Annotated in this window: 11 protein-coding genes; 1 reads left to right on the top strand and 10 read right to left on the bottom strand. The window is 64.1% G+C overall.

Annotated elements, in window-relative coordinates; translation table 11 throughout:
- The 7 genes from mnmA to nirK all read right to left on the bottom strand — a co-directional run.
- On the bottom strand, positions 1-911 hold a 911-nt coding region (gene mnmA, locus WCZ84_RS09080; RefSeq protein ID WP_372685951.1), incomplete at its 3' end, for a tRNA 2-thiouridine(34) synthase MnmA.
- Complete coding sequence (gene glcF, locus WCZ84_RS09075; protein WP_372685950.1) at positions 904-2,133, bottom strand: glycolate oxidase subunit GlcF; 1,230 nt, start codon at positions 2,131-2,133, stop codon at positions 904-906. The genes mnmA and glcF, both read right to left, overlap by 8 nt.
- A 9-nt stretch (positions 2,134-2,142) precedes the next feature.
- A complete protein-coding gene (gene glcE, locus WCZ84_RS09070) occupies positions 2,143-3,246 on the bottom strand; it encodes a glycolate oxidase subunit GlcE (protein ID WP_372685949.1) in 1,104 nt (367 codons plus the stop codon).
- Positions 3,247-3,256: 10 nt separating this feature from the next.
- Positions 3,257-4,753 carry an FAD-linked oxidase C-terminal domain-containing protein gene (locus WCZ84_RS09065; protein WP_372685948.1) on the bottom strand — a complete coding sequence of 499 codons (1,497 nt, stop codon included), beginning with the start codon at positions 4,751-4,753 and terminating at the stop codon, positions 3,257-3,259.
- Between the two features lie 9 nt (positions 4,754-4,762).
- On the bottom strand, positions 4,763-6,175 hold the full coding sequence (locus tag WCZ84_RS09060) for an FAD-binding oxidoreductase (protein ID WP_372685947.1): 1,413 nt from the start codon (positions 6,173-6,175) through the stop codon (positions 4,763-4,765).
- Between the two features lie 39 nt (positions 6,176-6,214).
- Positions 6,215-7,309, bottom strand: a complete 1,095-nt coding sequence (gene aroG, locus WCZ84_RS09055) for a 3-deoxy-7-phosphoheptulonate synthase AroG (protein ID WP_372685946.1) — start codon at positions 7,307-7,309, stop codon at positions 6,215-6,217.
- Between the two features lie 245 nt (positions 7,310-7,554).
- Complete coding sequence (nirK, locus tag WCZ84_RS09050; protein WP_372685945.1) at positions 7,555-8,958, bottom strand: copper-containing nitrite reductase; 1,404 nt, start codon at positions 8,956-8,958, stop codon at positions 7,555-7,557.
- A gap of 349 nt (positions 8,959-9,307) precedes the next feature.
- Here nirK and WCZ84_RS09045 point away from each other — a divergent pair, with 349 nt between their 5' ends.
- Positions 9,308-9,985, top strand: a complete 678-nt coding sequence (locus tag WCZ84_RS09045; RefSeq protein WP_372685952.1) for a helix-turn-helix domain-containing protein — start codon at positions 9,308-9,310, stop codon at positions 9,983-9,985.
- Between the two features lie 9 nt (positions 9,986-9,994).
- Here the strand turns inward: WCZ84_RS09045 and WCZ84_RS09040 are convergent, their stop codons facing one another.
- From WCZ84_RS09040 to ccoG, 3 genes are read right to left on the bottom strand one after another with little or no spacing between them, the layout of a single operon-like run.
- Entirely contained in the window at positions 9,995-10,246 is a 252-nt protein-coding gene (locus WCZ84_RS09040) for a hypothetical protein (RefSeq protein WP_372685944.1), read from the bottom strand.
- Positions 10,247-10,258: 12 nt separating this feature from the next.
- Positions 10,259-10,465: a hypothetical protein gene (locus WCZ84_RS09035; RefSeq protein ID WP_372685943.1), complete on the bottom strand. Its 207-nt coding sequence runs from the start codon at positions 10,463-10,465 to the stop codon at positions 10,259-10,261.
- Between the two features lie 11 nt (positions 10,466-10,476).
- A complete protein-coding gene (gene ccoG, locus WCZ84_RS09030; RefSeq protein ID WP_372685942.1) occupies positions 10,477-11,982 on the bottom strand; it encodes a cytochrome c oxidase accessory protein CcoG in 1,506 nt (501 codons plus the stop codon).
- Position 11,983 lies beyond the last annotated feature (1 nt).

Here is an 11,983-nt window from a genome sequence, read left to right as displayed (position 1 = left end):
ACCCAGCTGGCATCCTGCGCATCGAGGCGGTGGCTGAGCAGCCACGGATGATCGTGCCCCTGCACGGCATACAAGACGTTGCGCTGCAAGTCCTTGCGTGCCACGTACCAGGCATCGGCCGTCCCATCAGGCCGCTGCATGCCCCTTACGCCCCCGATGCCCAGGCCCTTGCGTTGGCCCAGCGTGTAGAAGGCCAGACCCTGATGCTGGCCGATCATGCGTCCGTCCGGATCCAGGATGGGGCCGGGCTGCGTGGGCAGGTACCGGTTGAGGAACGCGCGAAACGGTCGCTCGCCGATGAAGCAAATCCCCGTGGAATCTTTTTTGGCCGCGTTGGGCAGCCCGATTTCCCGCGCAATCCGGCGGACCTCGGTCTTGTGCAGCCCCCCCAGGGGAAACAGGGTCCGCTGCAGCTGCTGCTGGTTCAGCCGGTGCAGAAAATAGGTCTGATCCTTGCTCATGTCCACGGCCCGCAACAGCTGGCTGGGCTGGCCGTGCCGGGCATGGCGCACCCGCGCGTAGTGTCCGGTGGCGATGTAGTCCGCCCCCAGCGTCACGGCATGGTCCAGGAAGGCCTTGAATTTGATCTCGGCATTGCACAGTACGTCGGGGTTGGGCGTGCGCCCCGCCGAATACTCGCGCAGGAACTCGGCAAACACCCGATCCTTGTATTCGGCCGCGAAATTCACGGCCTCGATGTCGATACCCACCAGATCGGCCACGCTGGCGGCATCGAGCCAATCTTGCCGCGACGAGCAGTACTCGGAGTCGTCATCGTCTTCCCAGTTCTTCATGAACAGGCCCAGCACCTGGTAGCCCTGCTGCTTGAGCAACCAGGCCGACACGGAAGAATCCACGCCGCCGGACAGGCCGATGACGACACGGGCTCCGGGGGCCGGGTGATCAGCCATGCAGGGCCTCGTCCAGCGACTCGATCCAATGGCGCACCGGCGTGTCGGTACCGCCCTGGAGATGGCAGATGCAGCCCACGTTCGATGACACGATCGTGTCGGGCAGTGCGGCATGAATGGCTTCGAGCTTGCGGTCACGCAAGGCCAGCGAGAGCTTGGGCTGCGTGATGGAGTAGGTGCCGGCCGATCCGCAGCACAGGTGCGGTTCGTCGAACGCCTGAAGGTCGAAGCCGAGCTCGGCCAACAGGCGTTCGGTCAGGGGCCGCAGCCCCTGCCAGTGCTGCAGGGTGCAGGGCGGATGGAATGCGACCCGACCGGGCGGACGCCGCAGCTGACGCTGCAACGAGCCCGCCATGGGTGCCAGGAGCTCGGCGACGTCCTTCACGTACGGCATCAGGCGCGCGGCCTTGTCGGCGTAAGCGGGATCATGCTGCAGATGCCGCGCATAGTCCTTGATCATGCCCCCGCAGCCGGACGCATTCACGATCACCGCCTCGACCGCGCCGGATTCGAGCAGCGGCAGCCAGGCATCGACGTTGGCTCGCATCTGCACCCGGGCCGCCTCTTGGGCGTCGAGGTGATAGTTGATGGCGCCGCAGCAGCCCGACCCGGCCACGAACCGGGTGCCAATGCCCAGCCGGTCCAACACCCGCCGGGTGGCGGCGTCGATGGACGGCAACATGGCCGGCTGCACGCAGTTCGACAGCATGATGACCTGACGGCCATGACGCTCGGTATGTTCCGGCAAGGGCCCGGCCGCCCGCGCGGGCGCCAGCTTGCTGCGCAGGGCGGCCGGCAACAGGGGGCGCACGTGCACACCGAGCCGATACATCGGCTTGAACCATACCGAGCCCATGAGCCGGCGCAGGCTCTCGCGTTTCAGGCGCTCGCGCCAGGGCCGCTGTACCCGTTCACTGACCAGCTGGCGCCCGATATCGACCAGGGCGCCGTATTCCACCCCCGACGGGCACGTGGTTTCGCAGTTGCGGCATGTCAGACACCGGTCCAGGTGCTGTTGCGTGACATAGGTCGGCTCGACGCCCTCGAGCAATTGCTTCATCTGGTAGATGCGGCCCCGCGGGCTGTCGAGCTCATCGCCCAGCAGCAGGTACGTCGGGCACGTGGCCAGACAAAACCCGCAATGCACGCAGCGGCGCAGGATTTCGTCGGCTTCACGGCCGAAATCCGTATCCCGTGCCCATTCGGCCAATTGTGTTTGCATGGTGAAACCTCAGAATTCGGGGTACAAGCGCAGCGGATTGAAGATCCCAGCCGGGTCGAACTCGTGCTTGAGGCGCCTGTGGATCTGCAGGATCCCCTCGGGCAATGGATGGAACACGGAAAATCCCGGGGGCACGCCATCGTGCCGATAGAGGGTTGCCGACCCCCCCAATGCCTGAACCCGTCCGCGCAAGGCATCTGCCTCGGGCGCCTCGGGCGCCCCCGCCAGCCAACGCAGGCTGCCCCCCCATTCATGCACCACTGGTCCCAGGCCAAGCGACGGGGCATCGGGCGGCAAGACCACGCGCCATAGCGGACGCTGCTGGAAAAAGGGATGAGTCTGGTCTCGGACCGCCAGCCAGAACGGCTCCGCCGACGGCGCCGGCAAGGCGTCCCCGCCCATGGCCAGGCGAGCCTGGCGCACGGCGGTTTCATTGCCCGAGAGCCGAACCGTGAGACGACCGACCGCCCCCGTGGGCTCTGGCTGCCACCACGTGGCCGAGATCGGCAGCGGCCGTGAACGCCACATCAGGCAATGGTCCAGAGCTGCGGTTTCGTCGAGTTCGAATACCTGGGTGGCCTCACAGCGCGGGCGCGGCAATACTTTGACGGACACCTCGACCAGCGCGCCCAAGACCCCGAGCGAGCCCGCCAGCAGACGCGAGAGGTCATAGCCCGCCACGTTTTTCATGACTTCGCCCCCAAACCGCAGGACACTGCCATCGGCGTTGAGCAAGCGGGTGCCGAGAACGAAGTCCGCCAGCCCGCCCACCGCCATGCGGCGCGGACCGGCCAGGCCGCTCGCGACGCAGCCCCCCAGCGTGCCGGCCGCACCGAAGCGCGGCGGCTCGAACGCCAGCATCTGCCCCTGCTCGTCGAGCACGGTTTCGATTTCGGCCAGGGGCGTACCGGCGCGCGCCGTCAGCACCAGTTCGGAGGGCTCGTAACTGACCACCCCCCTGTAGGCAGCGAGATCGAGCCAACTGAACCGGTCGGCTGCCGGCAACGGCCCGCCATAAAACAGCCGGGTGCCGCCGCCGCGCAGCACCAGCGGACGCTGCGCCGCCCGCGCGGTCACGACCTGTTCACACAATTCGGAGAGTACGTATTCCATGAGCCGGCCATCAAAAACGCGGAATGTCGGGAAAGCGGATATTGCCCTGGTGGACGTGCATCTTGCCGTATTCGGCGCAACGCACCAGGGTGGGGATCAGCTTCAGCGGATTGAGCAGCCCCCAAGGATCGAACGCGCGCTTGAAGGCCGAAAAAGCATCGAGTTCTTCGCGCGTGAACTGCGAGCACATCTGGTTGATCTTTTCGATGCCCACCCCATGTTCGCCCGTGATGGTCCCGCCAACCTGTACGCACAGCTCGAGGATGGCCGCTCCGAATGCTTCGGCCCGCGCGACCTCGTCGGGCTGATTGGCGTCGAACAGGATCAGGGGATGCAGGTTGCCGTCGCCCGCGTGGAACACATTGGAACAGCGCAAGCCGAACTCGGTTTCCATCCGGGCGATCGCCGCCAGGACCTTGCCGAGGTGGCGGCGCGGAATCGTACCGTCCATGCAGTAGTAATCGGGTGATATGCGCCCTGCCGCGGGGAACGCGTTCTTGCGCCCCGCCCAGAAGGTCAGGCGCTCTGCCTCGGAGGTCGATACCTGCAGGCGGCTTGCGCCCGCCTCGCGCAGCAGGGCCTCGACCCGGGCGATCTCTTCGGCGACCTCTTGCGGGGTGCCATCTGATTCGCACAGCAGGATGGCCTCGGCGTCGAGGTCATAGCCTGCCTTCACGAACGGCTCGACCATATGCACCGCCCGCTTGTCCATCAGTTCGAGACCCGCTGGAATGATGCCATGCGCGATCACCCGGGTGACCCCCTCGCCAGCCGACTCGACGCTGGGAAAACTGGCCATCACGACCTGCGCGAGCTCGGGCTGGGGAATCAGGCGCACCGTCACCTCGGTGACCAGGCCCAGCATGCCTTCGGAGCCGATGAAAGACTGCAGCAGATTGAGGCCAGGCGCCTCGGGCGCCTCGGAGCCGAGTTCGAGTATGTCGCCTTCGATCGTCACCACCCGGATACGCAGCACGTTGTGGACGGTGAGACCGTATTTGAGGCAATGCACGCCGCCCGAGTTCTCTGCCACGTTGCCGCCGATCGAGCACGCGATCTGGCTCGACGGATCCGGCGCATAGTACAGGCCATGCACCGCAGCGGCCTCGGAAATGGCCAGATTGCGCACCCCGGGGCCGACCACGGCCACGCAGGCATCCGGGTCGATGCGCAGAATACGGTTCAGTTTGGCCAGCCCCACCACGACGCCCTGTGGATGGGGGGTCGCGCCACCCGACAGGCCCGTACCCGCCCCACGCGGCACGACGGGCACATTGTGCGCCTTGCAAGCCCGGAGGACTGCAATCACCTGGGCTTCGGTTTCGGGCAAGACCACGACGGGCGGCTGCTGACGATACAGCGACAGGCCATCGCATTCGTAGACCACCGTCTGATCAGGACGCGTGAGGATGCAGTGCGCAGGCAGATGCCCGCCGATGTGGGCGAGAAAGCCTGGAAAATCCGGCCCACCGCCGGGTTCATGGATCGCTGCTGACACGGCATCCATGGCGACCCCTCAGAGGATTGGAGGCAAGATCTTGCCTGGGTTCAATACATTGTGGGGATCGAGCGCGGCCTTGACCGCCGCCATGACGTGCAGCGCATCGGGTCCGTGCTCGGCCCGCATGAAACCCTGCTTGTGCAGGCCCACGCCATGCTCGCCGGTGCACGTGCCTTCCATGGCGATGGCGCGTTCGACGAGGCGGCGATTGAGCGCCTCGGACTCGGCCCATTCATCCGGGTTGTCGGGATCCAGCAACATGAGCACATGAAAATTGCCGTCGCCCACGTGGCCCACGATGGTATAGGGAAAGCGGGCCTGGTCCAGTTCGTGCGCCGTCTGGCCGACACATTCGGCCAGTCGCGAGATGGGCACGCACACGTCCGTGGTGCTGGAGCGGCACCCGGGCCGCAATTGCAGGCCCGCGAAATACGCGTTGTGACGCGCCGTCCAGAGGCGATTGCGGTCTTCCGGCTGCTCGGCCCAGTCGAAATCCAGGCCGCCGTGCTCGTGAGTGATGGCCTGGACCGATTCGGCCTGCTCGCGCACCGAGGCCGGGCTGCCATGGAATTCGAACAGCAGGAGCGGGGACTCGCGCAGATCCAGGTGACTGTACTGATTGGTGGCTCGCACCGCATGAGTGTCCATGAACTCGACCCGCGCCACTGGAATGCCCATCTGGATGATCTCGATGACGCTTTGCACCGCTGAATCCAGATCGGGAAAATTGCAGATCGCCGCCGACACGGCTTCAGGTTGCGGATAGAGCCGCACCGTCACCTCGACGATGATGCCCAGGGTGCCTTCACTGCCGACGAACAAACGGGTCAGGTCATAGCCCGCCGATGACTTGCGCGCCCGGCTGGCCGTCTGGATCAGCCGGCCATCGGCGGTGACCACCTTGAGAGACATGACATTTTCACGCATCGTGCCATAGCGCACCGCATTGGTGCCCGAGGCGCGCGTGGCGGCCATGCCGCCCAGGCTGGCATCGGCACCCGGATCGATCGGAAAGAACAACCCCGTATCGCGCAGGGACTCATTGAGCTGTTTGCGCGTGACCCCCGCCTGCACCGTGGCCGTGAAGTCTTCGGCGTGGACTGAAACGATCTGGTTCAGGCCCGAAAGATCCAGGCTGACCCCGCCTTCGATCGCCAGCAGATGGCCCTCGAGCGAGGAGCCGACGCCATACGGGATGAGCGCGACGCCATGGGCATGGCAGTGTCGGGCCACCCAGACCACGTCGTCGATCGACTGCGCAAACACGACCGCATCCGGCCACATGGGCGGATAAGGGGATTCGTCGCGCCCGTGATGCTCGCGCACCGCCGCCGTGGTCGAGCAATGCGAGCCGAAACGACCCTGCAGGGCGTCCAGGAAACCCGCAGGCAGCGCCCGCGGTTTCTGTTCGAACGGCGTTGTATCCATAATGACTTGCCTCGTGGTGATCAGACGAAAGAAAGCGGCTCAGGCCGCGCTGTCGGCCAGCTGCGCCGGTTCGCTGCCCTGCTGCTGACGCCGCGCACGCACGGCCGCCGCCAGGCAATCGAGCATCGCAACCGAGGTATCCCAGTCGACGCAGGCGTCTGTGATGCTCTGGCCATATACCAGAGTACGGCCAGGCACCAGATCCTGTCGACCCCCGACCAGATGGCTTTCTATCATGACCCCGAACAGGCGCTGGTCGCCGGCCGCCACCTGGGCGCACACGTCATCGATGACCAGCGGCTGGCGCGTGTAGTCCTTGTGGCTGTTCGCATGGCTCGCATCGACCATGACCCGCGCCCGCATGCCGGATTTTTCGAGGGCTTCGGCCGCCGCCAGCACGTGTTCGGCCTCGTAGTTGGGCACCTTGCCACCCCGCAGGATGACGTGGCAATCTTGATTGCCCCGCGTGGAGACGATCGCCGAATGGCCCCCCTTGGTGACCGAAAGGAAATAATGCGAATGCGAGGCGGCCTTGATGGCGTCGATGGCGATGCGCGTATTGCCATCGGTGCCGTTCTTGAACCCTACGGGGCAGGACAGGCCCGAGGCCAGCTCGCGATGGACCTGGCTCTCGGTGGTGCGCGCCCCGATGGCCCCCCAGGAGATCAGGTCGGCGATGTACTGCGGGGTGATCATGTCGAGAAATTCGGTACCGGCAGGCAAGCCGAGCGCGTTGATCCCGATGAGCAGCTCGCGTGCCTTGCGCAGCCCCTGGTTGATGTCGAAGCTGCCGTCCAGGCCCGGATCATTGATGAGCCCCTTCCAACCGACCGTGGTGCGTGGCTTTTCAAAATATACCCGCATGATGATCTCGAGTTCGCCGATGTGCCGCCGGTGCAGGGGCGCCAGGCGCCGGGCGTATTCGAGCGCGGCTTCGGTGTCGTGGATCGAACACGGGCCGATCACCACCACGAGACGATCATCGTTGCCATGCAGTATCTGGTGCACGGCATCGCGCGCATCATGCACGGTATGCGAGATCTCGGGCGTGCAGGGAAATTCGCGCATCACGTGGGCGGGCGGAGCCAGCTCGCGGATTTCTCGGATGCGGGTATCGTCGGTATTGTGTGACACGGTAGTGCTCCTGTGGGCCGGGGCCAGGTCGGAAACAAAAAAGCCGCCTGGCTGGGCCGGCGGCTTTTAAGGGAATTTTGACCTACTTTATGATACTGCGATCCCCTTCCTCCACCGGCGGCTTCGGAAAAAAAGCAAAAAAGAAAAAATAGGGAATCGAATTCATCCCTGGATCCTAACACAGCGCGCCACACGCGGCAAGCAAGTGCTTGACAGCCATTGCTTGCCACGCGGCCCGGGCGCGCTCAATGACCCATGTGACCCCCACCCTCTTGCACCCGCTCGTCGCTGGTGAAGATCGTGGGGTCCGCCTCGCCCTTGACGATCAGTATCCCCGCCAGGCCTTTTTCGACCCGCGACAAAGCATGATCGACGAGCACGTACTGGCCGGGATAATCCGCCTTGAACTCGACCATGGTGGCGCCGCCGGGCGGTACCAGCGTGGTCTGCACGTCGGTCAGGGGCTTGCTGGTCAGCGAAGCCTGGTCGTAGACGCGATCGAACACCTCGCCAATCACATGGAAACTGGACGTCAGGTTCGGCCCGCCCACCCCGAAGAAGATACGCACCGTATCGCCGACATTGGCCTCCATCCGGTAGACCTTGGTGAGGGCATCCATGGCCCCATTGAACATCATGTGCTGCGGGTTTTCCGCCAGAAGATTGTCGAGAGAGAACTCCTGCAGCCCAGGCGAACCATGCGTCTGTGCCGTATAGAGTTCGCCCTGCATGACGTAAAATTCGCGGTCCACGCTGGACAGCCCGCCTTCGGGTTCGACCAGGATCAGGCCGTACATGCCGTTGGTGATATGCTGCGCCACCATGGGTGTTGCACAGTGATACACGAACAGGCCGGGGTGCCTGGCCTCGAAGGTGAATGATTTGGACTGGCCGGGCGCCACCTGAGTGACGTCCGCGCCACCCCCCGGGCCTGTCACGGCATGCAGGTCGATCGAGTGGATGTGCGTGCTGTCCGGCGCGTTGCTCAAGTTCAAGGTCACGGTGTCACCCACCCGTACCCGAATGAACGGGCCAGGCACCTTATTGTTGAAGGTCCAGAACCGGTACGTGCTGTTGTCGGCCAGCCGGGCCACCAATTCGGTCGTGAGGAGGTCGACCGAGACATGCTGCGGGGCCCGCGCACCCACCGGCTCACCCACCTCGTAGGGGTCGTGAGCGATCTGCGGCGCTTCGGTGCGCACCACATCCGGCGCCTCGCCCACGATGATCTTGCCCACCATGCCGGCGGCCTTGTGCCCCGGCAAAGTGCAGTAGTATTCGAAGGTTCCGTCTTTGGTGGCCCGAAAAACGATGGCCGTGGCCGAATTCATGCCGGAGATCTCGTCCGACTGGGCGTGGAATTCAGGCACGGCCACGTCATGGGTGGCCCCGTCACCGTTGACCAGGTTGATCTGCACGACGGCGCCCGCCGGTACGCGAAGATCAGGATTGACGATGTCGGTGCCTTCTTCCTGAAAGACCAGCTTGCCATCGGCAATCGCGGTGCGCAAGGTGAAGGTCACATCGGGCCGATGGCTCACGCTGCGGCTATCGCCCGTGCCACTGTGCTCGGCCCATGCTGCGGGGCCGACGCCGGCGGCGAGCAGCCCGAGCAGCAACCCACCCAGGAACCTTTTGAAAAACATCATGAATACACCTATATTCTAAGTTCAGATTATTTCGGTTTCGATAATGCAGGCCTAAGACATATCTGTCAACCAAAGCCCGCAAGACCCCATGGTATAGGGATCTTGAGGGAATCAAAACGACATTCCACAAGCCCGGAGGTACTAAAATGCCCAACTGCTTTGTTCAAAGTACCAAATATCGTGGTAATGAACTTATAATCCCTGATGCCATCATGGCCATGGCCGTGATGCTTCGTACTTCTCAGGTTTAAATGTGCCGACTGACCCCTACTCTTCCGGGCTGATCCGCAAGCTCCACGGCCCCAGGCGCATTACGCTGGCGCTCGACTCGACGCGTTGCTCCACGTGCATGCTCAACACCATCTGCCTGCCGCTGGGCATGTCGCAAAGCGAAATCCAGAAAATGGACGCATTGGTCAACGAGCGCTTCCGGCTACCCAAAGGGGGCACCCTGTATCGCGAAGGGGACCAGGCCGACGCCATCTACGGCATACGCTCGGGTTCGTTCAAGACGCAGATCGAAGACGCGCGCGGGCAAGTGCAGATCACGGGTTTTTTGCTGCCGGGCGAAATGCTGGGCATGGATGGCCTGATGCACGAAGAGCAGGTATCCCACGCCATCGCACTCGAGGATTCCGAGGTCTGCATCATCCGGTTGGCTGCGATGGACCAGCTGGCCACGCAACTGCCGTCGCTGCAGCGGCAGCTGCGGCGCCTGATGAGCAAGGAAATCGGGCGCTCGCACCAGATGCTGCTGTCGATCGGGGGGTTGCGGTCAGAGCAGCGCCTGGCCGTGTTCCTGCTGAATCTATCGCAACGCCTGCAGCATCTGGGCTATTCGCCACACGAATTCATCCTGCGCATGAGCCGCGAGGAAATCGGCAACTACCTGGGCCTCACCCTGGAGACCGTGAGCCGGCTGTTTTCGCGCTTTGCCCGGGAAGGCCTGATCCGCGTACAGCAGCGTGAAGTCCAGATCCTGGACCACCCTGCCCTGCAGGAACTGTCGGGCACCGATCTGACATAAAGACGGGGCTCACTCGATCGGATCGCCGAACTCGTCGAGTTCGACCCCCCGGGGCGCGATCCGCAAGGTCAGGGCGCTGGAGCCGGCCGCCGTCAGCCAGAAAATGAAGAACCCCAGCGTATACACCGTCGTCCGGCTGGCCTGCCACTGGCCCAGGAGCACCAGGTCATGCGGGTCGATGAGGGCAAAAACCAGGGTGCTGCACACGGCAGCCATCAGGAAGGCGGGCCACAGGATCCACATGAGCTTGCGTGCCTTCATGGTGTCCCCCTGTCAGCGGTGGGCGGCCGGCGCCGTCACCACCAGCCCCTGACGCGAGCCGCCATCCACGATGTCCTGATCACCAAACGCCTGGAACGCCAGCACGATGGTGATGATGCAACCCACCACCGCCACGGCGGGCCCTAGCATCAGCAGCCACGGCCAACGGTGCTGCCACCACGGTTTTCCTTCGGAGAGTTCACGCGTAGAGTCAGACATAAAAGCCTCTGTCAGTTGGGGACGTAAAAGCTGGACTGCTCGATGATCGTATCCACCGGGCCATCCGCGCGCTCGCCCAGAGACTCGAACTGGATGTCATGCAGGCCTGGCTGAAGCCCTTCGGCCGGCGCCCGCAGAACGATCGGCACCAGGCGATTGGAAGAGCCTTCGAGCTCGATGCGCGCACTGCCCTGATCCGCAGTCTGCAGGGCCAGCCCGGGCAAACCGCTGGCCTTGAGTTCTACCGTCACTGGGGTCTCGGCCGAATTGATGATCTGCAGGCGATAGACGTTTTCAATCAGCCCGCCCGCGACCTCGCGGCCCAGCGCCCCGCGATCGCGGATGACGTCTACCCGCAGCGTCGTGCGCGTGGCCAGCGAAAAGACGAAGCCAACGGCGATAATGAGCAGCAAGGCCGAATAAGCCAGCACCCGCGGCCGCAGCACCCGCTTGCGCACCTGGTTCTGCGTCAGCCCCTCGGTGATGGCATTGCCCGAGGTGTAGCGGATCAGGCCACGCTCGTAGCCCATTTTGTCCATCACGGTGTCACAGGCATCCACACAGGCGCCACAGCCGATGCACATGTATTGCAGACCGTCGCGGATGTCGATCCCGGTGGGGCACACCTGCACGCACAGGCTGCAGTCGACGCAGTCGCCCATGCCGGCCTCTTTGTGATCGATCTTGCGCGAACGCCCGCCACGGGGTTCGCCGCGAACGTGGTCGTACGTGACCACGAACGTGTCGTCGTCGACCATCACGCTCTGGAACCGCGCGTACGGGCACATGTACTTGCAGACCGCCTCGCGCATGAACCCCGCGTTGCCCCAGGTGGCGAATGCATAGAACAGCATCCAGAACCACTGCCAGGGCCCGAGGTTGAACGCCATCAGATGGGTACCGAGCTCGCGTATGGGGGCAAAGTAGCCAATGAAGGTGTAGCCCGTCCAGAGGGCCACCACCACCCACAGGACGTGCTTGGTTGCCTTCAGGCGCAGCTTGCGCGCGTTCCAGGGTTGCTGGTCGAGCCGGATGCGGGCCAGGCGATCGCCCTCGACCTTGGCCTCGATCCACATGAAGATCTCGGTGTATACGGTCTGCGGACAGGCGTAGCCGCAGAACAGCCGCCCCGCCATGGCCGTGAACAGGAACAAGGCAAAGGCCGACAAAACCAGGAGCACCGCCAGGTAGATTACGTCCTGGGGCCAGAGCACCATGCCGAACAGATAGAACTTGCGCGCCGCCAGATCGAACAGCACCGCCTGACGGCCGTTCCACTGCAGCCAGGGCAAGCCGTAAAAGACCAGTTGCGTCAGAAAGACCATCAACACCCGGATCCGGGCGTAATGCCCTTGCACCGAACGCGGATGGATTTTGGAACGGACCTCGGCCAGGGCTTTTTCGACTTGCGGCGACGTCCCCCCGGACCCCTTGCGTATCACACGACGGGCGGGCTGCCAACCCGAAAGATCATCGGTCGGGCGCGCTGGCTTTCGATCGGGGGTGGGTGCTTGCATG

The sequence above is a fragment of the Castellaniella sp. genome, from assembly GCF_041675725.1.
Classification (GTDB): domain Bacteria; phylum Pseudomonadota; class Gammaproteobacteria; order Burkholderiales; family Burkholderiaceae_B; genus Castellaniella.
This window is presented reverse-complemented; position numbering and strand designations above follow the sequence as displayed.

Excerpts from the sequence above, each read along its gene's own strand:
- glcF (WP_372685950.1), bottom strand. The coding sequence starts at position 2,133 with ATGCAAACACAATTGGCCGAATGGGCACGGGATACGGATTTCGGCCGT.
- glcE (WP_372685949.1), bottom strand. The coding sequence starts at position 3,246 with ATGGAATACGTACTCTCCGAATTGTGTGAACAGGTCGTGACCGCGCGG.
- WCZ84_RS09065 (WP_372685948.1), bottom strand. The coding sequence starts at position 4,753 with ATGGATGCCGTGTCAGCAGCGATCCATGAACCCGGCGGTGGGCCGGAT.
- WCZ84_RS09060 (WP_372685947.1), bottom strand. The coding sequence starts at position 6,175 with ATGGATACAACGCCGTTCGAACAGAAACCGCGGGCGCTGCCTGCGGGT.
- nirK (WP_372685945.1), bottom strand. The coding sequence starts at position 8,958 with ATGATGTTTTTCAAAAGGTTCCTGGGTGGGTTGCTGCTCGGGCTGCTC.
- WCZ84_RS09045 (WP_372685952.1), top strand. The coding sequence starts at position 9,308 with ATGCTCAACACCATCTGCCTGCCGCTGGGCATGTCGCAAAGCGAAATC.
- WCZ84_RS09040 (WP_372685944.1), bottom strand. The coding sequence starts at position 10,246 with ATGAAGGCACGCAAGCTCATGTGGATCCTGTGGCCCGCCTTCCTGATG.
- WCZ84_RS09035 (WP_372685943.1), bottom strand. The coding sequence starts at position 10,465 with ATGTCTGACTCTACGCGTGAACTCTCCGAAGGAAAACCGTGGTGGCAG.
- ccoG (WP_372685942.1), bottom strand. The coding sequence starts at position 11,982 with ATGCAAGCACCCACCCCCGATCGAAAGCCAGCGCGCCCGACCGATGAT.